23 protein-coding genes are annotated in these 26,162 nt (G+C 55.7%); 11 read left to right on the top strand and 12 right to left on the bottom strand.

Going from position 1 to position 26,162, the window contains the following annotated elements:
• Nucleotides 1-92: 92 nt before the first annotated feature.
• On the bottom strand, nt 93-2,474 hold the full coding sequence (locus tag EI42_RS22180; protein ID WP_111324832.1) for a hypothetical protein: 2,382 nt from the start codon (nt 2,472-2,474) through the stop codon (nt 93-95).
• A gap of 276 nt (nt 2,475-2,750) precedes the next feature.
• Nucleotides 2,751-5,255 carry a protein kinase domain-containing protein gene (locus EI42_RS22175; protein WP_111324831.1) on the bottom strand — a complete coding sequence of 835 codons (2,505 nt, stop codon included), beginning with the start codon at nt 5,253-5,255 and terminating at the stop codon, nt 2,751-2,753.
• A 1,438-nt stretch (nt 5,256-6,693) separates the two neighbouring features.
• Between EI42_RS22175 and EI42_RS34460 the strand changes: the two genes are divergently transcribed.
• Nucleotides 6,694-6,816, top strand: coding sequence for a hypothetical protein (locus tag EI42_RS34460; RefSeq protein ID WP_281278858.1), 123 nt, complete (start codon nt 6,694-6,696; stop codon nt 6,814-6,816).
• 911 nt (nt 6,817-7,727) lie between these two features.
• Nucleotides 7,728-8,252 carry a hypothetical protein gene (locus EI42_RS22170; RefSeq protein WP_111324830.1) on the top strand — a complete coding sequence of 175 codons (525 nt, stop codon included), beginning with the start codon at nt 7,728-7,730 and terminating at the stop codon, nt 8,250-8,252.
• Nucleotides 8,253-8,695: 443 nt separating this feature from the next.
• Here EI42_RS22170 and EI42_RS22165 read toward each other — a convergent pair whose 3' ends face one another.
• Nucleotides 8,696-9,508: an alpha/beta fold hydrolase gene (locus EI42_RS22165; protein ID WP_111324829.1), complete on the bottom strand. Its 813-nt coding sequence runs from the start codon at nt 9,506-9,508 to the stop codon at nt 8,696-8,698.
• 505 nt (nt 9,509-10,013) lie between these two features.
• Between EI42_RS22165 and EI42_RS22160 the strand changes: the two genes are divergently transcribed.
• On the top strand, nt 10,014-10,796 hold the full coding sequence (locus tag EI42_RS22160; RefSeq protein WP_111324828.1) for a DUF6585 family protein: 783 nt from the start codon (nt 10,014-10,016) through the stop codon (nt 10,794-10,796).
• Here the strand turns inward: EI42_RS22160 and EI42_RS22155 are convergent, their stop codons facing one another.
• Nucleotides 10,797-11,054 (bottom strand): hypothetical protein, encoded by a 258-nt coding sequence (locus tag EI42_RS22155; protein ID WP_137686072.1) that lies wholly within the window; start codon nt 11,052-11,054, stop codon nt 10,797-10,799.
• A 120-nt stretch (nt 11,055-11,174) separates the two neighbouring features.
• Here EI42_RS22155 and EI42_RS22150 point away from each other — a divergent pair, with 120 nt between their 5' ends.
• Entirely contained in the window at nt 11,175-11,834 is a 660-nt protein-coding gene (locus EI42_RS22150; RefSeq protein ID WP_111324826.1) for a DUF7010 family protein, read from the top strand.
• Between the two features lie 59 nt (nt 11,835-11,893).
• Here EI42_RS22150 and EI42_RS22145 read toward each other — a convergent pair whose 3' ends face one another.
• Both EI42_RS22145 and EI42_RS22140 read right to left on the bottom strand, forming a co-directional pair.
• The gene (locus tag EI42_RS22145; protein ID WP_111324825.1) at nt 11,894-12,169 is read right to left on the bottom strand and encodes a hypothetical protein; all 276 of its coding nucleotides are present in this window, start codon (nt 12,167-12,169) and stop codon (nt 11,894-11,896) included.
• A gap of 258 nt (nt 12,170-12,427) precedes the next feature.
• Entirely contained in the window at nt 12,428-12,823 is a 396-nt protein-coding gene (locus EI42_RS22140; protein ID WP_111324824.1) for a hypothetical protein, read from the bottom strand.
• A 218-nt stretch (nt 12,824-13,041) separates the two neighbouring features.
• Between EI42_RS22140 and EI42_RS34455 the strand changes: the two genes are divergently transcribed.
• Both EI42_RS34455 and EI42_RS22135 read left to right on the top strand, forming a co-directional pair.
• Nucleotides 13,042-13,173: a hypothetical protein gene (locus tag EI42_RS34455; protein ID WP_282957333.1), complete on the top strand. Its 132-nt coding sequence runs from the start codon at nt 13,042-13,044 to the stop codon at nt 13,171-13,173.
• A 144-nt stretch (nt 13,174-13,317) separates the two neighbouring features.
• Complete coding sequence (locus EI42_RS22135; protein WP_111324823.1) at nt 13,318-14,097, top strand: DUF6585 family protein; 780 nt, start codon at nt 13,318-13,320, stop codon at nt 14,095-14,097.
• A 96-nt stretch (nt 14,098-14,193) separates the two neighbouring features.
• Here the strand turns inward: EI42_RS22135 and EI42_RS22130 are convergent, their stop codons facing one another.
• On the bottom strand, nt 14,194-15,027 hold the full coding sequence (locus EI42_RS22130) for a nucleotidyltransferase domain-containing protein (RefSeq protein ID WP_111324822.1): 834 nt from the start codon (nt 15,025-15,027) through the stop codon (nt 14,194-14,196).
• A 5-nt stretch (nt 15,028-15,032) separates the two neighbouring features.
• Nucleotides 15,033-15,212, bottom strand: a complete 180-nt coding sequence (locus tag EI42_RS22125; RefSeq protein ID WP_211326309.1) for a hypothetical protein — start codon at nt 15,210-15,212, stop codon at nt 15,033-15,035.
• A gap of 523 nt (nt 15,213-15,735) precedes the next feature.
• Between EI42_RS22125 and EI42_RS22120 the strand changes: the two genes are divergently transcribed.
• Nucleotides 15,736-16,509, top strand: coding sequence for a hypothetical protein (locus tag EI42_RS22120; RefSeq protein ID WP_111324820.1), 774 nt, complete (start codon nt 15,736-15,738; stop codon nt 16,507-16,509).
• 87 nt (nt 16,510-16,596) lie between these two features.
• Here EI42_RS22120 and pckA read toward each other — a convergent pair whose 3' ends face one another.
• The gene (gene pckA, locus EI42_RS22115) at nt 16,597-18,180 is read right to left on the bottom strand and encodes a phosphoenolpyruvate carboxykinase (ATP) (protein WP_111324819.1); all 1,584 of its coding nucleotides are present in this window, start codon (nt 18,178-18,180) and stop codon (nt 16,597-16,599) included.
• Between the two features lie 535 nt (nt 18,181-18,715).
• Entirely contained in the window at nt 18,716-20,092 is a 1,377-nt protein-coding gene (murD, locus tag EI42_RS22110; protein ID WP_111324818.1) for a UDP-N-acetylmuramoyl-L-alanine--D-glutamate ligase, read from the bottom strand.
• Between the two features lie 311 nt (nt 20,093-20,403).
• Between murD and EI42_RS22105 the strand changes: the two genes are divergently transcribed.
• From EI42_RS22105 to EI42_RS22090, 4 genes are all read left to right on the top strand, one after another.
• Entirely contained in the window at nt 20,404-23,019 is a 2,616-nt protein-coding gene (locus EI42_RS22105; RefSeq protein WP_111324817.1) for an ATP-binding protein, read from the top strand.
• 144 nt (nt 23,020-23,163) lie between these two features.
• Nucleotides 23,164-23,910 carry a response regulator gene (locus tag EI42_RS22100; protein WP_111324816.1) on the top strand — a complete coding sequence of 249 codons (747 nt, stop codon included), beginning with the start codon at nt 23,164-23,166 and terminating at the stop codon, nt 23,908-23,910.
• Between the two features lie 161 nt (nt 23,911-24,071).
• Entirely contained in the window at nt 24,072-24,512 is a 441-nt protein-coding gene (locus tag EI42_RS22095; protein ID WP_111324815.1) for a response regulator, read from the top strand.
• A gap of 24 nt (nt 24,513-24,536) precedes the next feature.
• A complete protein-coding gene (locus EI42_RS22090; RefSeq protein ID WP_111324814.1) occupies nt 24,537-24,725 on the top strand; it encodes a hypothetical protein in 189 nt (62 codons plus the stop codon).
• Between the two features lie 191 nt (nt 24,726-24,916).
• Here EI42_RS22090 and EI42_RS22085 read toward each other — a convergent pair whose 3' ends face one another.
• Together EI42_RS22085 and EI42_RS22080 are read right to left on the bottom strand one after the other, a co-directional pair.
• Nucleotides 24,917-25,186, bottom strand: a complete 270-nt coding sequence (locus EI42_RS22085) for a hypothetical protein (RefSeq protein ID WP_111324813.1) — start codon at nt 25,184-25,186, stop codon at nt 24,917-24,919.
• A 118-nt stretch (nt 25,187-25,304) separates the two neighbouring features.
• The gene (locus EI42_RS22080; RefSeq protein ID WP_111324812.1) at nt 25,305-25,937 is read right to left on the bottom strand and encodes an RNA polymerase sigma factor; all 633 of its coding nucleotides are present in this window, start codon (nt 25,935-25,937) and stop codon (nt 25,305-25,307) included.
• Nucleotides 25,938-26,162: the final 225 nt, after the last annotated feature.

Below are 26,162 nucleotides of genomic sequence, written 5' to 3'. Positions count from 1 at the left end.
AACACAACCACCTACCATCATTGCCACCTGTCGCGTTTTCTCGCGCCTCGCCGTGTCGTGTGACCGGAGCAAAAGAACCTGCCCGTCCGCTGCTAGCCGTTCCCTGGCTGCCCTTCGCCATCTCCATCCGTTACGGTTGGTTGCCCGCTCGGTACTCCATCGTTCCCCTTAAGACCCGGCACCGACTGAATGCTGAAGCCGATCAGTCCGAGCTCGGTCGGAAGCTTGTCACCGTTCATCTCGATCGAGACTTTGCCTTTCGCGATCCCTTTTTGCTTCTCAAGATATGCCTTCGCCTCGTTGACAGGCTTGCCCGCGATCGCTTTCGCCCACGCGTCCTTCATCTGCTCCGTGATCTCGAAAGCCCAGAGCCCCTGTGCGGTTACCTCCATCCGAAGCGGCTGGATTGCCTTGATCTGCGTTTTCGTGGTGATATCACCGATCAGCTTGTAGCCGGGTCCCAGATCGGAAGCAGACCCCGCCTGCTCCTGGAGCCGCTTCGAGACAAGCTGCTTCAAATCCTGAGGCTTCATCACCCACGCCGAACACGACGCCTTCACGCTCACCGTCGCCTCGCGTATGTCCCTCCCCTCATCACCTACCGGCTGGTCCACGTTCGGCTGAACCTGACATTGCGGATTCCCCACAATCTGCTCGCCCGCCTGCAACTTCGTCTTCAGATCACTCTGCGCCTTGCTCGATGTCTCATTCTTCACCGAGTTGATCGCCTTATCAACGTCATCCTGTGTCAGAAAATGATAATCGACCGGATCCTGCCCACCGGTGAAGCCAGAGGGATTTTTCACAAAGACTGAGTTACTGTTCGAGCAGCAGTTTTTATCAATAGCCATTGCCCCGATATTACCTGCTCGTCCTACCACTGAAGCATGAGCAGAAACCGAAACCTGACCAAGACTTGTCCCATCACTTGGCGGGATCACCGCAGGCTCATCAGTCACAACAGAAGCGCCACCGCCATTGATAGTGATTTCCGTGCCCGCACCGACGGTATATGCCGTTGACATGCCATTGGTAAACACAAGGGTACCGGTAGCAGTACGGCCCGGGGTTTTGGTATGGCCCGAGGCGGTCACGTTGATCTTTCGAGATTCGGCGCTGGTATTGAGCCGCCGCACCGGAATCTGCAATGTGTCAGGGGGCGGGTTCTTCTCGACACCGACCACAATATATTTGTTCTCGACGATGCGACTATCAGGGGTGATCGAAATAGTCGCGCCCGGCTGCGCCCCGGTAAACGCCTGCTGCACGCTGCTGAACAGGCTCGGGTTCGCGTAGGAGACACCGACACAGCCGCCAATCAGCGCCAGCAACAGCACCGCGATCAGGATCAGCCACGGCCAACCGCTCCGTTTCGTGGTCGTGGTGCGTCGGGTCGAGCCTGGAAAGCCGGTACTGGCGGCATTGATCGCGGGCATCTTGCCACTGGTGCGCGGAAGCGGTTTACTCTGTGAGGCGCTCTTGCGGGCCAGCCCTTCGGCAGCAGCGACCCCGGCACCGGCCCCGATCAACGCGCCGGTTGGGAGCTTACCACTTCTCCCATTGCGATTCGCGTCCGCGCCGATCTTGCCCGAAGCGCGTCGGGGAGGCAGCGGGTGCAGTTCGACCTCATCGGGCTGATTGAGCTTGATTGTCTCTTTCGCCTTGCGCTTTGGCTGAAGGTCGATAATCGACAGCTCGTCGTCGGGGGCAACATCCGGCTCTGAACGGGTGCTTGCCACGCCCGAGGCTCTGACAATCTCATTCTCCTCATTCAGTGGAGCCGTCTCGCCGCCTTCATCGTCGTCGATGCCATGCGGGGTCTTTGGCAGGTAGCCCTGTTGCGCGTCGACCTGTTCAGGGCTTGGCGGTTCAAGCGGGCTGTCCTCGTTAAAGAAATCGACATCGTCGGCGTCGTCACCCGGCCCGCGTTTCTGCATGGCGTTTGCCGCGCCCGCCCCGAGCAGAGCGCCACCAACTGCCGCCGTGCCGCCAACGACATGCGGACGCGCCGATTGTTGAGGGGAAGCGGAAGGGTCCTGATCCTGTGGCTTCGCTTGCTTCTCTTTCGCGCCACCATTACCCTTGTTGAACAGCGGGAACCAGCCCTTGCGCTGCTCGCTTTCGGCCAGTTCATCATCAAGCGATTGAACATAGCCCTCCAGTGACGAATAGACAGGAAAATTCCGGTGCCGCAGAAAATTCGCCGCCGGTGAGCCACTCGGAGCCACAAAGACCATGTTCGCCTTGATCTTCTTGCGCATCGCTTTCAGTTCGTCGTAGTCGACAGGGCGCTGAAACCCACGATTCTGGTGCGGCAGGATCAGGACAATCTGCTTGCGCTGCAATTTCTCCTGCGTCAGAATCGCCATTAAAATGCTTCTGCGTTCATCGTTCGGTGCTACATGGATAACGCCAATTGTCTGACTACGGGGATCGTTGGGTCCCAGTATTTCAGAGCCGTTTCCTTGTCTCATATACCCGCTTCCTCTGACCTCAATCTTTTTCTCGCGCTTCTATCGTGACATTTTACACTATCAACCGCATTTCTAACAATAGACAAACCGCTTGAAAATGGGAAGAAGCCGCGCCGCGCTGAACTCGTTGCCTGTCGCGCCACGCCTCTTCAGCGAGTTCCACCCTTCGCACGATCTATGAGAATCAACACCGGTACGGTCTGCGATTAGCGCATTTTTGTCTCCCTTTCCGACCTCTCCCCACATCTGCCCGCTTCTCGTCCCGTCTGGCCTTGCTCAGGTCCCTACCAGCACCTCAAAGTGAATCGCGGCTGGCTCCTGCGGGAGTCTGTTCGCGCCGCCCACCTCGATGACGACATCACGCACCCCTTGCTGCTGCTTGAGCGCCTTGATGGCCTCGTCCACGGTGCGACCGGCAATGCTCTTTGCCAGATGCTGCTGCTGAAGCGGATTGAAGAACGGCGTCGCAACACTCTTCGCCTCTACGATCATCCCGTTCTTGCAATCGCAGGGCTTCACGGTGGTGCTGATCTGATCGGATAGTGCCACATCCTTGCCCGCGTCTGCGGTTGCCTTCGCGCTTAAACGCTGCCTGACAAGCGTTTCGACCTCTTGCTTGTTATACGCGAGAACCCGGCAATTCTGGGACACGGTGACCTTTGTCCGCTCGATGGTGCGCCCCTGATCTCCTATCGGTTGCTCTGACGCCACCTTCGGCGTACATTGCGGCTCCCCGACCGACGCTTCACCCGCCCGAAGCTGCCCCTTGAGCTTCTGCACGCCCTGCCCTTTCAGCCTCTCGGCCAGCGGCTTCGCCACCTTATCGACATCCGCCTGCTGCACAAATGTGTATGACGCCGCGTCCTGTCCGCCCGTGAACGGCTTCTCATTCTTGACATAAATCGAGTTATATTGAGAGCAACACGTTGTATCAATATCCAGAGCCGGTATATTGCCTTCAGGTCCGAGATCTATGGCATGAGCAGGAACAAGTACTGTTCCCAAATCCCTGGTATCAGAATTCGCAGATGGAATTATCACCTCTGCATCCGTAATCACCTTAATTCCGCTTTTACTCGTCAATTGTGTCCCAGCCGGTACTGTCTGCGTAACAAATGCTCCATTCGTGAACTTCAGGATCCCCTGGGCGTGAGCCCCTTCGGTCTTTGTCTGGCCGGTGGCGGTGGCGTCCTGAGAGGCGCTCTCGGTCGTGCTGTACTCGTGCATGGTGACGCGCAGGTGTGCCAGATCGGGGTTCTGCTCGACGCCGCTCACGATGAAGCTGTCGCTGACCTCCTGCCCGCTCACGGTGAGTTTGACGGTCGCCTGGCTCGCCTGTCCGAAGCCAGAGAGCCCACGGAACGGAAGGAGCCAGGTCAGCAGCCCACCCACCAGCAGCGCGATCACGATGCTCACCAGCATCACCCCGCGGCCACGCTTCCCGGAGGTTCGGGCAGCCGTACGAGGGATGCGTGTGGCCTGTTGCAGGCTCGCCGGGCGGGCTCGCGGCACCTCATCTTGTGTCTGGTAGTCCCGCGAGCGCAGGCCTCGCGTCTGGTAGCGTCGCGATGCATAGCCTCCGGTCGGGCGTCCCCGTGGCGAGCGGCGCAACGGCGGGTCAACGGGGTCGGCATCCTCCAGATCGAGCGTGTCGGGCTGCATCGAGCGACGATGACGAGGAGGCAGCCCTGAAGGCGGCCCCTCCGGGTCGTCGAACTCCTCCGTATCGTAGGGCAGCACGCGCGTCGGGCGAGCAGACGGGTAGATAAACGTGTCCCGCGGGCTGAACGACTCCTCATCGAGTGCGAGATCCTCATCATCATCGAGGCGCATCGACAGCGTTTCGTGGTCCAGCGAGGCCGGGCGAGACCGCTCATCGAACGCTCGAAATGAGCGATGACGCTTCGGCGGATCGAAGAAAGCAGCCTCTACCGCTTCCCACAGCTCCAGCGCGTCCGCATAGCGGTGCTCGGGATCGTGATGCAGCGCCCTGAACAGCACGGCATCCAGCGCCTCCGGGAGCAGCGCTTGCAGGCGACTCGGACGCGTGGGCGGCGCGGGCGGCCGAGGATCATGGATATAGCGTCCGACATCGGCCAGCGTGCGCCGAAACGGCATGCGCCCCGTACACAACTGATAGAGAATCACGCCCAACGCAAAAATATCGCTTTCCGGCACCACCACGCCGCGCAACTGCTCGGGCGCCATATACGGCAGCGTGCCCCCACGCGCATAGGTAAAATGGGTGGCTCCCACCTCAACGGCGAGGCCGAAATCACTCAGAACCGGCTGCTCAGTGCCATCGGGCAGCACGCGAAAGAGGATGTTGAGCGGCTTCAGGTCGCGATGAATGACCCCGTGCTCGTGCGCGTAGGCCACAGCGCTACAGAGCTGGCGAAAGAGCGGAAGCGTCTCGCTGAGATCATAGGGCTGGCCCGCCGTGAGCCGCCGATGCAGGTCGCCCCCCTCCGCGTACTCCATCACGATATAAGGGAGAATCGAGCCCTGTTCCTTGTCCAGCAGCTCCATACGCACGTTCGTGTAGACGCGCAAAATATTGGGGTGATTCCACAGCACCACTTTCTCCGCCTCTTTGCTGAATCGATCCAGCGCCCGCTGATCCATGTTTTCCTGCTTGATGACCTTGATCGCCACCTCACGCTTGCCGACAAGATCCCACGCGAGACATACATCAGCCATACCACCGCTGCCGAGCATCCCTTCCAAGCGGTAGCGATGGCCCACCATCTCGATAGCCCGACCATATCGCCATAACTGCATAGTCGAACGTCTCCCTTTTTCATCTCAATAGAGCTGTCTCAAATCCTTTTTCTGCCCGAGAACCTGACCGAAGAAAAGCACTATCCAGTATATGCGACAAGACCAATTATTGCATATGAATGGGAGAAAAGGCAACTCTTTTCAGAACTTTTCTTTCTGTTGCTCCAAAAGCGGACAGAACATCACAACCTGCGATGTCTACCGTTCGATGAGGCGAACTGCCACCAGCACAGAAGCTGTTCCCTGTCTGCCACCTCTTTGCCCCATGATCGCTCGTCACGCCGTTTGCGGCTCTCTCATACACAACCCACACAGTACCCATACAGCACCCACACAGCGATCATACGGTACTCATTCTGCGATCGGGTCTCTTTTCGGCAACTCACACAGCACCCACACACTACCCATACAGCACCCACACAGCGATCATACAGTACTCATTCTGTGTTCATTCTGTGGTCGTTCTGGACTCAACTCTCTTTCTGGCACTGATACTGCAACCCATACAGTACCCACACGCTACCCATACAGTACTCATACAGCGCTCTCATATCGCTCATATGGTACTCATTCTGTGGTCGTTCTGTACTCAAATTTCCTTCTGGCACTGATACTGCAACCCACACAGCACCCACACGCTACCCATACAGCACCCACACAGCGATCATACGGTACTCATTCTGTGTTCATTCTGCGATCGGGTCTCCTGCCGGCGCTCACATTCTCCTCACATCGCGCTCACACAGAACTGATACACTACCCACACAGCACCCATACAGCGATGCTTCAGCGCTCTGTTCCGCATTCGGCCACCCACACACTACCCACACAGCACCCATACAGTCCAGACACAGCACTCATACAGCGCTCACATTAACCTCACATACTCCTCACATGGGGATAGAGGGACTCATGGTGCTCTGGTGGCCATCTCGTTGAGCAAACTCCAGAGAAAAAATGAGGATCTGTCAGAAGAGAGCGCAATTATTTTCGCTTTTTTTGTGGTATGACCCCTGAGCGCGCTCCCCGGGCTTGTTGCAACATACGCGCAATTATTTTCGCTTTTTTTCACACCATCTTCACACGAGATCAAAGCCCCTTGAGCGCGCTTCCCGAGCTCCTGGATCGGCAGTAGATGGTGCTTTGCGCGGAGAATATGCCTGCTCACAACGCGCAATTATTTTCGCTTTTTTGATGCTATAGTCCCTGAGCACGCTTCCCGGGCTGTTTGCAGCATATGCGCAATTATTTTCGCTTTTATTCATGATATTTTCATACTACTTCCCGGCATTTTCGCCCGGCATCAAAGCCCTTGAACCGGCTTCTCGGGCTCCTGGATCGTCAGCAGACGATGCTTTTTGCGGGCTCTATGATCGCACGCAACGCGAAAATAATTGCGCGTTCTTTGTTTTTCGCAAAAGGGAGACGTTTTTGTATCGTGACAGCGTGTTTTATGGGAGGCACTCCGACTCTCTGCGATCCTGCCGATAAGCGAGGAATGCAGCGGCTTCCGGCGCGTGGTGAGGCCGGTTTCTCCCCGACGAGCGAACCCGAGGCATGACGATCGCCCCACAGCCAGCTTTCTCCCCGCTAGCGCGTGCTGTGCCCCATGCGCTGCGTCGGCCTCTGAGGCAACCTGAACGGGTGTCGGGATCTCCCCGGCAACGCCACCCGGAAAGCAGCCGAGGCGTTTTTGCGGCAGCAGTCCGTTTTCCGCCGCCAGAAAACAAATCCCCTCCTATACGCGTGCGCGCGCGCGAATTCGAAATATATAGACAGTACTACGAGTACTGAAAAGTAATCTATGGTATAGATATATAAATTCGAATCATGAATTTCGAATGTATGTCTGTTGCGGTTCTTTTTTTTTCTGGAAGTCTGGAAAGCGCTGCGCTTCTCGAATGCGCGGAGGTCTGGCGATCACCTGCACTGAAGATGAGTCTTACGGGAGTATTCGCCTGGTGCATGCCTCACTGCTTGCTTGCCGGAAGTACTCGTATCAAGCAGAGAGCAGTTTTCTCCTGCACTTCTTGCATTGCCTATTCACCATCGGTTGCCGGTTCCTCTGCTTCGCCGCGTCAGATTCAGGTATCCTTGTGTCTCCTGCAGTAAATGACACACGTTTTTTCCAAATTACGTCCTGATTGGCTCAAATTTTAGGTATTTACAGAGAAAAATCAAAAACTGTCAGAAATTCCAGCCAAAATCACTTGACACCCAGATAGAAACTCTGCTATGATTGCTACGTCAAGCGCACGTGTGGTACCTGCCGCATGGTAGTGGACCTTTACCAACAATGCCACTAGCACCGCTCGGGTCGCTTGAAACACAAATGAATACACGCAAACGTAGTGGAGGAAATTGTAGTGCTGTTTTGTATGTTAAGCGTTTTTTGTAAGGTGGAAGTTGTTGAAAAGGAAAACCATATGACACATTTCGAAATCGTTTCTTGGATGGCAGGGAGGCTGAAAGATGACTGTTCCCCCTATAAATTTGTTCCCCGGTAGTGAGGAAGATCCTCGCCGGCAGCTAGAACGGCGCATGCGCATGCTTGAGCGCATGTACAAAGAGCAGCAAAAAAAGTACTATGATCGCACGGCGAAACGGCTGTTCAACTCGGTCTTCCCACCGGATATCAAGCCGGTGGAGTTCGCCGAGCAGGTCTTGCTGTGGGTAGAGCTGCTGAAAGAGGGCTATCCCGGTCCTTCAGGTCTGGACTGGCGCGCCATTACGCTCGGTCAACTGGCCGACCCTGTTGAAGAGGATGCCGATGACGTGCTGACAAACGTCGGCGAACAGGGCATCCCCCATTTCGACTCGACGGTTTCGCCGAGCGAAGATAGGGGACTCCCCTGGTATTTCCTCCGACACCTTTTGTTCGCCGATGATAAAAAGCAGAAGCTTCCCAAACGGGAGCGGCCCACTGACAGGCAGACGGGCCCCCTGCAACCACAGGAGCCTGATGTGTCTGGCAATGAGCCAGATACCGCGGGATAACAGTTGGCACTGGCACCACGCGAACGCCTCCTGGTGAGGCACAACCTGCACAGAGCATGGCAACGGGAAAATTCGGGCGGACAAGGAGGGGAAAGATGCGCCAAACAGGCTGTAGTCGATGGGGAACGCAGGCCCTGGCACAAAACCTCATCAGCTCACATCCAAACATACTGCATCTTCTATGGGGAAATTTCGCGTTTCTGCATCCCTGCCTGAGGGTTGTTCCTTGCAGCACATCAGGCCTACAGTTCTTCCCGTTGTCCAGTTCTGTGCGTGCGCTGCCGGTAGCATTCGTCAGCATGGTTGGCAGGTTGATCATGCTGACCCTGTCCTACATTTATTACTTCTACCTCACATTCTTGCGAATCGAACGGACGACAACGACGCGCTCACAACCAACCGAAGGAGAGGGGACGGTCAAACCCCCTCCTTCGGTCTCTCAATTACAGAAGCTGGATTTCCTTAAAAAAGCGCTCAAGCGCCTCGTGCCAGCGCTCCGGCTGATGCAGGTGGACATCATGCCCGGCATCCGCGATCTCGACAAAGCACCCTGTGGGGATCAGCCGCGCCATCTCCTCCATCGCGTCCCGGCTGATATGGCTCTTCTCCCCGTGCACGACCAGCGTCGGGCATTGCAGCCGCTGCCACTCGTCGCGATACGAGGTTGTCGCAACGTCCGAGATCGAGCGCACCATATCATCAACCACGAACTGTGGCCAGTAGCCTTCTTCGTGCTCCTCAAGTATCTCGATCCAGGTACGAGCCGCCAGCGTCTCGCCGCCAAAGAACTCCCGGGCATCCGCGAGCGTCTGGAAGGGAACCGGCCAGGAACTGAGGTCACGCTGTATCTGCTGTGGTGTCCCCGGCTGAGGGTCAAGCTGCGCCTCGACGACCACCAGCGCCCGTACCAGATCGGGCCGCTGAGCCGCCGTCAGCAACGCATTCAGCGCCCCCATCGACTGACCGATCAGCACCACTGGCGCAAGCTCAAGCCGCTCGATCACCCGCACGGCGTCGCGCACATAGGCGGCCCGCGAGAAATCGGGCAACCGCTTCGAGCTCATCCCATGCCCCCGCTGATCCAGCGCGAACGGATGGAAATGCTGCTGAGTCAACCAGCGCGCTGTAGTACGCCACTCGGAGCCTCGCCCGGCCAGACCATGCAACAGGAACACCGGCAGGCCATCACCGCCAAAATCCATACAACAGAGCCGAACATCATCTACCTGCAAAAAAAGCCGCTTTGTCTGGTCCATTTGCAGTCCTCACTTTCCTTCATCTTAAGGAACCGGTCCCTCTGGTGGAAACATGCTATCCGGCGCCCCGGTGCGCTATCCATTTGCCTCCTCCATGTTTCTCCCTTTTGCACATGTTCCACGCTCTTATTCTACACACAAACACCGTTGCATTTCATCACTTTTCTATCACAGATGCATCACAAATCAAAAGAAAATCCTATTACAGAGTACCTCAACTGCTACACAAAAGCATCTGGATTGCCATGCAAATAAGGAATAGCATCCTGATAGAATACCTTCATTCTGTCCCCGGAATGTCCATTTATACGAAACAATGTAGTGAAATGTCTGCATCTTGCGTCATTCTGCGGGAAATTGGCCTATAACTTGCTTGTAACTCTACCAGAAAATGCGATACATTGTATAGGGAATACATACTACTACCATAGATGATTGACAATCAGCCGAGGGTTCTTGATTCTAGCCACCCAATAATCTGGAAGTGAGAGGAACAGATTTTTTTATGGCACAGATCACCGCCACCCCCAACGAAGAAACAAGCATTCAGCAGGCCGCCAGCGCCTTCCAACTGGGCGAGCCCATCGCCGAGCACCAGATCAAACGCGCCGGGATCTATATTCGTATCGGTCTGGGAATACTGGTGACGCTTCTGCCGCCCTTCTGGGCCTACATCTCCATGGATGATACGCTGCTGGTCACGCTGCTCTTTACGCTGGCTTTCTGTAGCCTGCTCCTGACCGCGTTTCAACTGTTCTCACTGCCCTATGCCTATGATTGGCGGCTCTACACCTTTCGCGAAGGCTTTCTGTTCACGGCTCCCGATAAGATCGAAGCGTTTCGTTGGGATGCAATCGAGAGCGTGAAAGAGCAACAGGAAGAACGTCACTTCCTGCGCCTCATCCCGCTAGGCCAGAGCACCAGCTATCTGATTCGGCGCCATGACGGCTGCACGATCCATATCCCCGGTCTCTTCACGAACTTCTCCACCTTTCGCGCCCGGCTGATCGAAACCCTGAAACAGCGCCTGCTCCCCGAGGCCATCGCAGCCTACGAAGCGGGCAAAGAACAACAGTTTGGACCGCTCACCCTCTCTCAACAGGGCATCACCTGCAAAGGACAGGACATTTCATGGCAACACTTCAAAGCGCTCACCCAGCGACGTGACGGCTCACTCAAGCTTGAAACCCGGGGAACCACATCCGTGCCGCCGATCGCCATGTCTACCGTGCCGAATCTGGCAGTGTTGCAGGCCCTGCTGACCCACATTCGCGAGCAAGCCGCGTAGTTAGCGCCTTCCCCGGGCATTCTGGCGCGAGAGCGTGCGCCAGGCGGTAATGATGGCCAGAACAAACAAAATCGCGCCAATCACCAGCCCCGGGATCGCGAAAATACCGCCGGTCAACCAGGGGCTGATGGCGCCCGCCACAAAAAAGCCGATACTGGCACCCAGAAAGCCAACATTCGATTGAGGTGCCCCCTTGCGCCAGAGATAGGAAGCCAGCCCCAGGGCACAAACCGCGGCAAAGAGATTCACAATCGTCATCAGGTACATATTCTGCCTCCACGCTGAAATATGGCTATCATAACAGAACAATCCAGCAACCACAAGCCGCCGCTTTATGGTACAATGCAGCTCTGACTATCATGAGAGGTTCAGTCTCCTATGGACGAACAACAGAACGAGCCATTCAATGAGCAGAAACTTGTCAAAGAGTATCTGCGCTCGCTGACGAACAACGCCATGCTCTTCAACCTCTTTGCCGCCTTCTGGGCATTCATGGCGCTCCCCTCTACCAGTGGCCTGCTGCAACTTGCCATCGGGATTGGTCTGTTCTCGATCACCATCGCCTTCTGTCTCATCACCTACCGGGTGCGCCATCGCCTGCGCCCGATCCCGCGCACGCTGCTCTTTCCCGAGGGAAGCCAACCTGAGCCGCCCTCGCTCCGGAAAAGCTACTCGTCGGTCTTTCTGCTTGAATCGTTGCTCGTCTTTGTGGTGCTGGCCGTCCTCTTGATGGAGCATCAGGAGCGGTTTCTGCTCTCGGCCTTTGGGCTGATCTCGGGGCTGCATTTTCTGCCGTTGGGGGCACTCTACCGCCTGCGGGTCTACTATGTGAGCGGCATCACAATCACGCTGCTGGCAAGCATCATTATTCTGCTTCAGCTCGCTGGCGTTCAAGGGGAACTGCTGCTTGTGTTAAGTCTGGGAATCGCCGCGATTCTCTGGTTGACGACGCTCTATGCGCTGCGGCTCGCAGGAACAATCGTGCAGGAGATTCGGAGTCTGCTCACTGATCCTGAGGCCTCACCACCGCTGCTCTAGCGTCTCACTCAGGAAAAAAGAAAAGCAGGGAGCGCTTTCTTTCTCCCTGCCTCCTGAGACTATTGCTTCTCCTCTTTTTTGCCACCGAACATATTCCCGAGATTGCCCAGAAGATCCTGAGCCTTCGCTTGAAGCTGCTGCTCGGCCTGGTCCTCAAGGAGATCCAGACCTTGCGCCGCCATGTTCTTCGCCTGTTCTTTAAACTGTTCGCCACCGGGCACCTTCGCGGCAAACTGATCTATCACCTGATTGATCTTCTCCTCGGCTACATCGCGCGCCGCATCAATTGAATTGCTCAACGGATTGTTTTGTTGGGGCTTCTGCTCCTCGCTCATTCACTCCTCCTGAAGGATGCTATCGACATTGTGGAAATACGCCGCAGCATTACGGCATTCACTCAATAGTATACTGATATCTGCAAATAGATGCACCCTTTCGCACGCCAGATCAGCACACGGCCAAATCGATCAACGCGCCGGCTTCTCCCCGGCCTATCAAACCCCAAAAAAGACCGTAGCGGAGAATAGTTCCCCGCTACGGCGCATTCCCAGAAAAGAGGATAGCCAGGGTCTCTTCTTGCTACAGCAGCATTCTCATTCTTCTGGTTTCTTGCCTCCACCAAAGAGGCCCCCAAGTCTTCGCTTGGCCTCATCCAGAATACTACCGGAATGCTTCTTGCCTTCCTCCTCTATCCGATCCAGCCCCTTTGAAGCGAAATCTTTCGCCTGTTGTTTATACTGCTCTCCGCCCGGAACCTTGCTTGCATATTGATCAATGACATTATCAACCTGGCCTTCGGCGGCATTGCGTGCCTGATCGAACATGCCACCGGATTGATTTTCATTGCGGCTTTGCGATCGGTCCTCCTCTCTCTCAGAGCGGCCCCCAGAGCGACCCTCACTACCATACTGACCTTCATTGCTGTATCGGCCTTCTCCAGAGTACTGATCCTCGTCACGATACCGGCCTTCATTCGGATATTCGTTCATTCAGATACTCCTCTTCGTCAGAGAAACTACCGGGCGGTACCCCCTCGTTCTATACCAATCAGAACAGAGAAAAGCGGGACGTTCTCTCTATCGCGCGATACCAAAAGCTCTGCATTCCCCACACGGTAGAGATTCTCGTTCCCATATATCACCAGTATATGGTATTGCCTTTTCCCACCGCATCACACAAAAGAAGTATTCTCTGTTCACTCTTTTGAGTGAGGACAAAAATCACTCGAACGAGTGAGCAGCCTCCCTCTCCAATGATCAGACAAACAACCCTCTTTCCCTTCGGCGCACAACGCATTTGCCGCCGCCCGGGAAGCCATACCGCCGCTGTGTTGCAGTAAGACGAGAAACAACGGTTTTTTGATCAGAGGTTAGGAACTATTGTTTACTGTGGAAGTAATGGAGTACACATTTTGGCAGGTAATCCGTGTTTCTATCAGGGAGCAAATCATGAGTATGCTAGTTCAAAGGAGAGGGAAAAAATCGTGCGTGAGCTAGAACAACTGACAAGAGCCCATCTACCGGAAGAAGCCATCTCGGAACATAACATCCATTTCTCAAAAAGGCGCTTGCTCTGCTCTGCAATTGCGCTCTATACTGGCCTGCTTGGCATGATCATCAGTCTGGCCGGGCCGTTCTCCGGGCAGTGGTGGACGCTCGCCTACCTGCCCCTGAGCTTTGGCCTGCTTCTTCCCGGTGGGTATGCCCTCCTGATTCCGCTGCTCCGGCGCTCCTGGCAGGTTCGCGTGTACCCTTCTGGCCTGGTTGTCAGCAAGCAGCGCGAGATGCTTATTTTCCTCTGGGATCACATTGACGCCGTCTGGCAGAAAACAAGCTCTATTCCCGGCCTGCACGGACAACAGATTCGCTATTCGTTCACGATCAGGCGGCATGATGGGCGCAAGCTGGTACTCGATCACCATTTCAGCAATATCGAGCAACTGGGCACAACCATTCAGCAGGAAGTCACCCGGCGGCTGTTCCGCAAGGCTATTTTTGATCTGGCGGTAGGACACACCGTCCCCTTCGGCCCGCTTGGCATCAACCGCTATGGCCTCTTCCACGGTAGCGATTCCCTCGCGTGGAACGACGCCAGCATTCAGGTGAACAGCGCAGAGGTCAGCATCACGCAGCCATCCAGCGGGCGCGAGTGGTATCACGCACACACCGCTACAGTGCCTAATATTTACCTTCTTCTCTCCCTGATCACGCATATTCATACGTACTACCGCAAGAAAGCTGCTACGAGTGATTCCGGGGCCTAGATCCCCGCTTCCTTTGCCTGAAAGGCGGGTCTTTCCCCACCCTTCAGGCCGTTCGCCACCTTCTGGCACCGCTTCATCACGCAGAGGCGGTGCTTTTTATTGGCCTTCAGCCAGCGCCGCGACCTCGGCATAGAGCGCCTCCGCCGTCTTGCACGACACCGGCAGCTCACTTGCCGTGCCAACCGAACCCAGAATCGCCTCGATCCGCTCAAGCATATTCTGCGGCTTCTGTTGAAATGCAGCCAGATCGTGCGCCAACGTCTTCTCGCTGAGATAGAACGTCTCGTTCAGCGCGTAGAGTACCTGCACCAGACAATGAATCGCTCGGGCCAGACAGCCAGCCACCATATAGACATTGCCCGCCGCCGCTGCCTTTTCGGTGAAGCGCAACGAAAACTGAGCCGACCAGAGGAACGTTCTGATAATCGAGGCCTTGAGCTTCGGCGGGTACGCCTCGACCTGCACCTTGAGCCGCTCAAGAATGTGCTCGGGATCGTAGAGCGGACGACAGATCGCCGTCTCGGTGCAGTACATAAAATTGTGGAAGCCATACGCTGGCTGCTGCCAGTAATCAGAAATAACGATACCCGCGTTACAGTCGTCAAGCGTCGCCATGACCTTATCAATATCGCGGTACAGGAAATCAACACGTTGCCCCTGAATCGTCAGCCATGCACCGCCATTGACCCACGGCCCCCATTCGCCAACCTCTGTCACCACCGGATCGGGCGTGTCGTTCAAGCTGGCCGCAATGGCGCGTATATGCTCGATATCGGGGGGCTGCTGCTCCACATAATAGATCCCGATATCAAGATCAGAGTCGGGCCGCTGCGTCCCCCGGGCAAACGACCCACCAAGCACCAGCGCCCGCACCCCACGCACATCTTTCAATTGTTGCACTATCTGTTGAAGCAAGGCTTCCTGTTGCATTTCACTTATTCCTTTACACACGCAAACAGATCACGCATTTTCTGCACATCCCTGAACGTCACGCGGCGCCTCCAAACGCCCCGCCAGAGACGTTCAGCATCCAGAAAATACGCGCTCGGGCCATGAAGTGCCGCCCGACGGAACCATTCAAGCGGACGAAGGGAAAACAGTGGTAAACGATACATACCGCTCACACGGCCGGTATGTGCTGTCCCCCTCTTCAATCGCTCCCTGCGCATCTGCCAACAGGCCTCACAAAGCTCCACAGGCTAACACTCCTCACTCTCCTTATGAAAAACATACTTGCAGTCAGTGTAGCAAAAACGTTGTCCCTCTGTCCATTGCATACCTCACAATTTCGCAAATGTACCTGGCGTTATTTCTTCCGCTATCGTCGTTTGCTCTACTTCCTCTTGCCTTTCTGTTTCCGATCGCTTATAATAAATATCCCTACATTTCCCTGCATATCCCTTCATGCTCCTTGCTGACGGGATTCAGAGGAAGGAAAGCGTTCTCTCTGCATACAAACGGTCGAATGCGCCATTCCCGGGGTATCCTGGTCAGTGCCTTCCCTTCAATTTCTTCCCGTTCTACCCGAAAATTATTGCCTTTCTCCTTTTCTTGTATTATCATAACACATAGCAAAGGAGCACCCGGTATTCCACAACCGGCTGTCTCGAATATACTTCACGATGGAGACGAAACGGCATGGTTATGATGCAGCCGAGGAAGCCATTGGTCGAGGCCCTCTACAGCCTGATCCACTTCCTCTTCTTCGCGACCGCAGGACGCATCATCCTCGGCATAATCCTTCTTGGTGCGGGGCTCTACTATGGAACCACCTCGCATGCTGTGACATATCAGCGCTTTGAGGGAACGAGGGAATATCGATCGCTTATGATCGATGGAGCCTACAACTTCGTGCCCACACAGAGCGCGAACGGGGTCTTTTATCAACTCTCAATGAACGATTTCCCGATGCTCCCGGCGCCCACCGGCAAGGACCCTGAAACTGAAGACTTCCTGTACACCGTCGAGTCCTTTGTCTATGAGACCACGCCCATCACCAGCCAGAGCATCTTTACCAGGCAAGGGGCCAAAGCGAAAGGCTACCATGTGGTCGAGGTCACGTTTGCGGGCAAAACGGGCAAAACAACTACCCTGAGCACTCAGGGCTACAAGGAGCATCCGAACGGCTATACCGTCAATAACTGGCCGGTTGGGCTGAGTATCGTCGGGGCCGGGGTTGCTTTCCTGCTGCTGGCCAGCGCCGGTCGTCTGCTTGACTATCTCGCCAGGCGCAAGGAGCAGGCCGGACAGCTTCTGGTCCCCGAAAAGCAGGCCAGCGTCCTGCAACAGCAGCAGAGTGAAAACCCGTGGGACGATGCAACGCCGGCCATTCAAAAGCAATACCAGCAACGACTGGAGGAGCAGCACTACTGGAACAGTACCAGAAATAGGAAGCCAACGCTTACCGAATAGACCAAAAAGAGCAGGGGAGCGTCTCTTCTCCTCTGCTCTTTGCATGCAGTTCTTCTATACATGCAGGTTTTCTGATAAAGGCCTCTTCTACCGTGGGCCCGCGTTGCGAACCTCTTCCGACGGCAGGGTGAACTGCTTGAAGTTCTCCTTAAACAGTTCGGCGAGGTGCGTCGCCTGCATGTCATACCCGTCGCGATCAATCCACGTGTTGCGCGGATTCAGGATCTCGCTCGGCACGTCGGGGCAACTGGTCGGAATGCGCAGGCCAAAGATCGGATCAACCATTGTCTCGGCCTCGTCAATCGCGCCGCTGATGGCCGCCTTGACCATTGCCCGGGTGTAGTTGATGTTAATGCGCTTGCCGATCCCATACGGGCCGCCGGTCCAGCCGGTGTTGATGAGGTAGCAGCGCACGTTGTACTTCTCGATGCGCTCACGCAGCAGGTTGGCATATTCGCCGGGCCGCAACGGCAGGAAGGCCGCACCAAAGCACGAGCTAAAGGTTGCCTGAGGCGAGGTCACGCCGCGCTCTGTCCCTGCCAGCTTACTGGTATAGCCTGAGAGGAAATAGTACATTGCCTGCTCAGTCGTAAGCCTGGAGATAGGCGGCAAGACACCAAACGAGTCGGCAGACAGGAAGATGACCGCCTTCGGCTGCCCGGCCATTCCTGACCCAACGACATTGTCAATATAGTCAACGGGGTACGCCACCCGCGTATTTTCAGTTATAGATGCATCGCTATAATCTGGCTCACGCGTTTTCTCATGAAGAACCACATTCTCATAGACAGCCCCGAAGCGCACGGCGTTCCATATTTGAGGCTCAAACTCTCGAGAGAGATTAATACATTTGGCGTAGCAACCACCCTCAAAGTTAAAGATCCCGTTATCCCCCCAACCGTGCTCGTCATCGCCGATCAAGCGGCGCTCTGGATCGGCTGAAAGGCTGGTCTTCCCGGTGCCAGAGAGCCCAAAGAACAGGGCCACATCTCCCGCTGCACCCACATTCGCCGAACAGTGCATAGGCAACACGCCTTCAGCAGGTAAGATAAAATTCAGAACCGTAAAAATGGATTTCTTCATCTCACCAGCATACTCTGTTCCGGCAATCAGCACAAGCCGTTCTTCAAAATCAATAATAATAGCGGTCTCAGAGCGCGTTCCATGCGAACGCGGATTTAAACGGAAATGCGGTACACAAAGCACGGTAAAGCCCGGACGCTCGCTCAAGCGATCGGCCTCCGTCGCACGCAAGAACAGGTTGCGCGCAAACAGATTGTGCCAGGCCAGTTCAGTGATAACCTGTATCGGCATGCGATAGCGCGGGTCAGCCCCTGCCGCAGCATCAAGCACGTATACATCGCGTCCTTGCAAGTAATCCGCCAGGCTTCGGCGCACAATCGCAAAGGTCTCAGGAGACATCGGGTGGTTATTCTCACCCCACCAGATCTTAGATGCTGTTTGCTCGCTTGAGACTATATACTTATCCTTTGGTGAGCGCCCGGTATGAGCGCCAGTCGTTGCTCGCAACGCTCCATTGGCCGCAAGCAGGCCTTCTTTACGCTCTAAAGCATGTTCTACCAGTTCAGCAGGAGGCAGGTTCCAGTGAATCGTTCCCAGGTTTACCAGACCGTAATCTTCTAGCGCCTTCCTGCTCATCATCATCGTCATTGTCAACATCTCCTTCGGGGGATGTGTTGAAGATCGCGTATCACAACGTCTATGGTGTTTTTACTCTCCGCAGAGTACTGGCGACGCGACCGATCCCCTAACCACCGTTAGTTTAATACAAGTAACCACCTCAGTGCAACCCGCCAAAAGACGAATTCTGAGAGTTTCCTGAGAAATCAACCTTTCAGGCTAGCGCCCTCCTTCCCCTTTCAGTCCCACCTCCCAAAACAGGGCCGCCTTCCCTTAGCCCTATCGTACGACTCAAAACAGATCCATTTTCCATTACTCCAAAAGGGTTATCCCCTTTCCATTACGCTCTTTCTCCTATAAACGGCTTCAAGCTATACTCTTTACGCGGTGAGAAGCAGTACTACGGGCTCTATCGTGCAGAATTTCGCTCCGAGTCGATTCCCTGCCCGTTTCAGCAGACACGTTGACACGCTCTGCCCGAAAAACCCGGCATTCCCGCCCACAAAAAAGCCGCCAGCACCACTGTGCCGACGGCCAGCTTTTCAGTATTTCTTCAGGGCAAGAGCTACAGCTTTTCGACAAATGCTACAAAGCGATCGCCCCGCTCAAACTCGTTCTGGAACATGCCGAAACTGGTAAAACCCGGAGAGAACAACAGCACATCACCCGGCTTTGTCAGTGAAACGGCGGTCTCCATTGCCTGCTGAAAATCACCAAAAACGCCGCGGACGGGATTTTCTTTTCGCTGCTTTTTGGCCTCTTCCTCGATTGCTGGCAATAGCTCATCAGTACCATTTCCGCTCAGCAGCACCACGTCACGACAGCGCTCCACGATCAAACGCGGCCACGCATCCAGCGGTAGATGCTTGGTATTCCCACCGGCCACCAGCACCAGCGGCTCACGAAACGCCTCAATCGCCACCTGGCCGGCTACCGGTGTCGTGCTGGTACTATCGTTGATATAGCGCACCCCGTTCACCGTGCGCACCTCTGCCAGCCGATGCGCCACACCCCGGAAGCCACGTACCGCCCGGGCAATTGTGGCATCATCTACACCAAGCAGCCGGGCCGTGGTCGTCGCCAGCATGACATTCTCACGGTTATGCTTGCCTGCCAGCGGGCTTTCAGTGAACACGAAAGGCTCAATGCGCGACGGCTTGCCATGCTCGTCCAGTACCTCACGCGGGAAACTGCCGCCCAGTTCCACACTGGTAAACCAGGTCTGCCCTGGCGCTTCCAGACCGAAGCGACGTGTCCAGGGGTTTTCGTAGTTAAAAACGGCTATTCCCTTCTCCGACTGATACCGAAAAATATTGGCCTTTGCCTCCGCATACTCTTCCATCCCGCTATAGGTATTGAGATGATCGGGATAGAGATTGGTCATCACCGCGACTGCCGGGCTGATCGTATGCGGAGCCAGTCCCTCAAGCTGCCAGCTCGACAGCTCCAATACCACCAGCGTCTCTTCTGTAATCTCCGGCAACAGCGACAGCGTCTCCACGCCGGCCACGTTGCCACCAAGCACGACCCGCGCCCCGCTCTCGCGTAGAATCTCATACAACAGGGTTGAGGTCGTCGTTTTGCCCCGGGTACCCGTCACGCCGATAATTCTTCCCGGACAGTTCAGGAAGAACAGCGCTATCTCCATCTCGATTCGGGCCCCATGCTCCTGAGCAAGCAACAGATACGGCGACGTGCGCGGCACCCCGGGATTCCGAATCACGATATCTGCCCAGATAAAATCTTCTTCACGGTGCTGCCCAAGAATAAACTCGATGGGCAGCCCTGCCAGCGCCCGGACACTTGGCGCCAGTATGTCCGGCGATTTCATGTCCGTCACACGCACAATGGCGCCCTGCTGTGCGGCATATCGCGCCGCCGCCATACCCGAGCCTTGCAGGCCCAAACCCATCACAAGAACACGCTTCCCGCGCAGATCCATAGTCACAAACCCTCAATTCGCGCCGCCTGCCCGAAGGAGTCCCCGGCGCTGGCGGTGTGTCTGTATTTCAAGAACTCTCTTCTGCGTCTTTTTTCGGTAGGCGTAGTATATCATGCCGTTCCTGAAAAAACTAGCACAGTGCTCCACACCTCAGCGGCACAAAATCCCTGGATGTCCGTCCCTGAAAAAGAAGACAGAGTGATGAAAAAAGAGTATAATAGAAGTATCGATGTTCCAGAACCCATACAGGCAAGCATACTGCATCTTTCCCATGAAAGCGCACATGAGCGATCTATAGCAATAGTGTTTTTATGGAACTAGAATCAGCGTTACAGCTTGAACATATTCTCGGTCACGCCTCCATCGGTATCGCGCTTCTCGATACCGCAACCTTGCGTATTCGTTACATCAACCATTCTTTGAAATCCCTGCTTGACGAGCCCTGGAGCTATCAGGAGATCACCGGCACCCACGTCAGCGATGTGCTGCCACCCGACATCGTGCCGCATGCGCTGCCCCTCTTCAAGCAGGTTGCCGCGACCATGCAGCGTGTCCAGTATAACCGTCTCCCCTACGAAGGCTTCCTTGAGAGCCGGGGACGGACCTACTGGCGCGTCTCCATCGAATATGTGCCCGCTTCTTTCCTGCCAGCCAACCATGAAACGGCAACGCCCTCGCTCCTCATCACCGTTGAGGACATCACCGACAGCGTGCGCTCCCAACTCCACCTGAGCGCCATTCACCATATCAGCTCGGTGCTGGCTGGCCCGACGGCGCTCCCGCAGGTGCTCACTCGCATCCTGCAAGCGCTCCACGATATGGTAGGCTCCAAACGCTGCGCCGTGCTGCTGCGCGACCAGACCAACGGCGATGAGATGGCGCGCTCGATGCATATCGCGGCACATCGCGGCCTGCATCCAACGGCCTTCGAGTGGCACCCCACGGAACAGGAGCACACGCTACTTGGCAAGCTGATCGCCCGCGAGCGCCAGGGCAACCACGCCATTATTATTACCGACACCAGCCTGACGCCTGATCTGCTCCTGCCCCCGATCGACGATCGCGGCAAGCCAACACGGCCAGGCTCGGTGCTCTGTGTGCCGATCTTCGAGCCCTCTCAGGGTGATACTATTCTTGGCTCGATCGAGGTCTATCACCGCCGCACACGCGGCTTCCCCGCCGAGGAGGTTCGCCTGCTCGAACGCTTCGCACAACAGGCAGGGCTCGCCATCCATAACGCCCGCCTCTTCCGCAGTATCGAGCGTTGGGCCCGCATGGCAAGCCGAAGCGCCAACCAGAAAGAGAACGTCATGAGTGCCATCCCCGATGGTGTCGTGATCTACGATCCGCGTTGGCGCATCGCCGAGGCTAACCCTGCCGCCCGCCAGCTCTTCGGCTGGACAGATGACGTGATCGGACTGCCCATCACCGAGGCGCTGACGCGCAGCACCTCCCGCTTTACCATTGAGGGGCTCGACCAGCCCGACTTTATCGCGCAGCTTGAGCAGCGGGCCCTTGCTCACCAGAGTGACGAGATCAAGCTGACAAATGCCGCCGGGCAGGACTACACGCTCCGGTGCAGCTATACCCCGATTCGCGATGAGCCGGGCGACATCTTCGCCTTTATCACCATCTATCATGATATCAGTCAGGAAGCCGCCGCCCGCGAGCGCGTCGAGGAAGAGGTACGCCAGCGCACAGCAGAGCTCGCGCAACGCAACCGCGCCCTGAAAAAAGCCCGCTCTGAATTGAAATCTGCCAATGAGAGAATGCAGGTCCTGCTAGCCCATCTGCCCTCGGGCGTCATTGTCGTGGGCGCCGCCGACCACACCATTAACCTGATCAACAATCGCGGGATCGAGCTCCTCCGCAAAATGGGGACGCCGCTTGGCCCGCATACCGACCCCGCACGCGCACGCAAAAAGGTGATCGGGCTCTCTGTCGAGCAGGTCTTTCGTTCGCTCCAGATGTACAACGCCTCAGGCGAGTTCGTCCCTTTCGAGCAGCGGCCCATGTATCGTGCCCTCTTCGATGGCGAGGCCTGCGAAGATGAGCTGTATATGCACACGCCCGACGGACGGACCATGCACATGCTGGTCAACGCCGCCCCCTTCTTCGACAGCGATGGTGCAATCACCGATGCCGTGGTTGTCCTGCACGATATCAGCCGCACCAAAGCGCTGGAACGCGCCCGCGAGGATTTCTTTAATACCATCGCGCATGAGCTCAAGACGCCGCTTGCCAATATTCGCGCCCACCTGACCGCCCTCTTAGCCCGCGATCTCCAATGGTCGCTTGAAGAGCAATATCGCTTCCTGCAAACCGCCGATGAGCAGGTTGAGCGCCTGGTGCGCATGGTCAACCAGCTCCTTGACGCCTCGCGCGTTGAGGCCGGCGCCCTGCGTCTTGATGTAGAGCCGATTCTGCTCGCCGAGATGATCGAGGATCTTCAGGAGCGGCTGGAAGCGCTGATTGCCACCTCACAGCGCGGCCTGCGGGTCTCGCTGCCGCCACATCTGCCAGCGGTGCAGGGCGACTACGAGCTGATTATGAGCGTGCTGATGAACCTGCTCAGCAACGCATTTCGCTATGCCCCCGAAGGGGATAACGTCTACCTGAAGGTCGAGCCGATCACCGAGCCGGGCAGCACCACCCCGCACGCTGTTACCCTGCACGTCATCGATCACGGGCCGGGCATTGCCGCCGAGCAACTGAAAACGCTGTTCTCGCGCTTCAGCACGTCCCTCTATTCAGGCGAGCAAGCGCGTCGGGGTGGCTATCGCTGGAGCCCGGGAACCGGCCTGGGACTCTATATCAGTCAGGGAATCCTCGAAGCGCATCAGAGCCGGTTGCATGTTGAAAGCAGTCCCGGTCAGGGAGCACATTTTTCCTTTACCCTTCCCGTGTATAACGGGCAGCACAACTGAGAATTATGGTATAGTAGAGATGTACTCAAATACGTGGAGAAAAGCAAAAAAGCACAAATCATCAGAAATCGCTTTCTCCCTTCCCTCTGGTTCTCGCTCGTCGCAGCCAGAAGAAAGTATAGCAAGCACGTAAGGGTAAAACCAATGGCAACAACGGAAAAAAAAGTGCGCCTTCTCTGCATAGAAGATGACGCTCAGATGCGATCATTCTTGCTGACACAGCTCAAAGCGCGTGGGTTCCAGCTTCAGGCGGCCCGCGATGGAGCCCAGGCAATCGATATCGCCGCCATGTTTGAGCCAGAAATTGTCCTGCTTGATCTCTCGCTCCCCTCGCTCGACGGGCTCACCTTCCTGCGGCGCCTGCGTGAATGGAGCAGCGCCCCGGTGATCGTGCTCTCGGCCCATCAGACGGAGCAGATCAAGATTCGCGCTCTCGACCTGGGAGCCGACGACTACCTGACGAAACCGTTCAGCATCAATGAGCTGATGGCCCGGATCCGCGTTGCGCTTCGGCGCTCCGAGGAAACCGCCCGCCTGCGCATCAGCCTGACCGGCGAAAACGGGCTGAAATCCACCTATCGGAGCGGCGGCGAACAGGGCCTGCTGATCAATTTCGCCCGCCGCAAGGTGTACTCGGGCGGCAAAGAGGTCCATCTTACCCCCATCGAATACGATCTTCTCTGCGTGCTCGCGCGCAACGCTGGCAAAGTGGTCCCGCGCCGCGAGCTGCTGCAACAGGTCTGGGGGCCAGAGTATACCAAAGAGAATACCTACCTGCGCACCTTCATTCGGCATCTGCGGCGCAAGCTTGAGCCCGACCGCTCGCAGCCCCGCTACCTGCTCAACGAACTTGGCGTCGGCTACTATATGCCGCCTCCCGATCCCCAATGAAGCCCGGGCGTTTTCACGTTTTTTTCACAGAGTTCCTCTTCACCTTCACGCCATTCTCACTCAGTTTCAGGTATACTTGATAGTGAGGGATACGGAGTTCAGATGCTCCATCGCAGTTTGTCCTGTCGGCAGCGCCGCCGTCGTAGCAAGAAAGCGAGTCTATGCAGCAGAGTCACGCGGCAAACCAACAACCGACACGCGACAATCATGCCCTGCAAGCCCGCACACATGGGCAACGATGCATCCTCGTCGTGGAAGACGATCGCTCTTTAGCCCGTCTGGAAAGCGATGTCCTGCTACATCACGGCTATACCGTGATTGCCGTGCAGAGCGGCGAACATGCCATCGCGCAACTCCGCCGCTTTGTCCCTGATCTCGTAGTGCTGGATCTTGAACTCTCTGGCGCAGTGCATGGCCGGGACGTGTTACGCTTCTTGCGCTCGGGAACCCCGGTTCTGCTCACCACCAGCTCGATCACAGTCACACGGAAATACCTTCGTAGCCACGGTGAATCGATCATCCTTGAACATTTAGCGAAACCGTACTCCATTCAGGCTTTTCTTCACCGAGTACAGCATTTGTTGAAGGTCGCCTCTCAGTAGCCACGCTTCAAAGGAGGTTTCTCTATGGATCGAAAAGATGAGTATGAAATCCTGCGTCGTGGAGGCTTCGCCGAGAAAGAGATGCTCCAGCTTTCCAGACTGCGAGCCCTCCATCAAGAGAAAGAGAGGCAACAGGCAGCTATCGCGCATCGGCGGCTTGAGTTTATTCGCTGGCTGGTCGCTCGGGGCAAGCTGACCGATCAGATCGCCTGAAAGGAGAGGGGAAAGAAGATCACCGCGCCCAACGGGGTCGGATTCGATGCCATAACGGCGCCTCTCACATCTGCCACTCTGAGAAAAGCCAGAAGACACAAAAAAATCGGCGCTCCTCTTTCACATCGGGAGCGCCGATCCCACTATTCTTGTGTGCATCTCTCTTTTCCTTCTCGCTTCGCCGAAGCCTTTCAGGAAGGTAATAGCCGCAGATGCCTGGCAATCAAACCATCAAAAACCTGTTCTGCTTCTTGTTGTGCGTCAAAAAAATCCTCATCATCCTGGTTCTCGGGCAGATATTGCGGCAATGGCATCTGTGCAACTTTATCCATAATCGATTGAATAACGCCCTTCGGTGGCTCAAAGCGCCCTAGCTGGCTGAAAAGGCGATCGATTTCATCATTCTCGTCGAAATCTTCAGGCAGATTTTGTTGATAGAATTCATCGAATGGCTGCTGCATACGTGCTCCCTCTTACGTTGTTCTTCACCGTTCTATCTTATTCACGAACAACGCAAGGCGAGAGTTTCAGATTTCCAAGCTTTCTTATCCAATTTTCAAAATTCCGCCAAAATTTGCCCTAGTTGGCCGCAGTCAACGTCTGCCACTGAGTAGCAAGAGCGGCCCTCAGAAGCGGTCTCGCGCGCTGAAAATAGGTCTTCGCTGTCGCTTCAGGCATATTTAAGGTTTTCCCGATCTCTGAGAAGCTAAGCTGACCGGCGTAGCGCAACAGCACGACGGAACGGAACTTCGGTGGCAGGTTGTCGATCGCCTCTTTCAATGCGGCCTGCAAGTCGTTGCGCTCTGCCATCTCATCGGGAAGCGGTCGCTTGTCCGGCATGATGTTCAATGGCGACAGATCATCGTCGTCGCTGGAGCCTTCCAGTTCGGAGAAGTGTACAGCACGCTTACGGCGCAGCTCGTCAAGACAACGGTTTCGCGCTACCTGGAACAACCAGGCCTTGAGGGGCTCATTCGTACGCAGCTTTGGCAAGTACAGGTAGAGCTGGAGAAATACTTGCTGTAACACGTCGCAAGCCAGATCATAATCATTCAAACAGTGACATATAAAGTTGAACAGTGGAAGATGATAGCGTTGCACTAATTGTTCAAATGCTGTCTGATCGCCTGCAATGGTTTTCTTGACTAACGTGCCGTCGGTAATCTCGGGGGTCGGTGTCTTCACGCTCTTTGCTTTTGTCTGGGTCCTCATAATTTGCTTTAACCTCGCTTTCATTCTTTCGTCGCTTATAGCGTAGCTTTTTCCAGTGGAAAATTCAAGTATTTTTTGCTCGAATAAACTCTGCTATAAACGATTTTAAGGAGATCCTAAAAACATTAATATAATGTTGGGCTTAGCTTAAAATGAGATAAAAAAATTCGATTTCTAATCTAATTCTAAGCTCATTCTTATCGTTCTCTAAGCCTGATGTGCTTC

It is taken from the genome of Thermosporothrix hazakensis, assembly GCF_003253565.1.
In the GTDB taxonomy this organism is placed as follows: Bacteria; Chloroflexota; Ktedonobacteria; order Ktedonobacterales; family Ktedonobacteraceae; genus Thermosporothrix; species Thermosporothrix hazakensis.
Note: the sequence above shows the minus strand (reverse complement) of the source record. Positions and strands in the feature narration are given on the sequence as shown.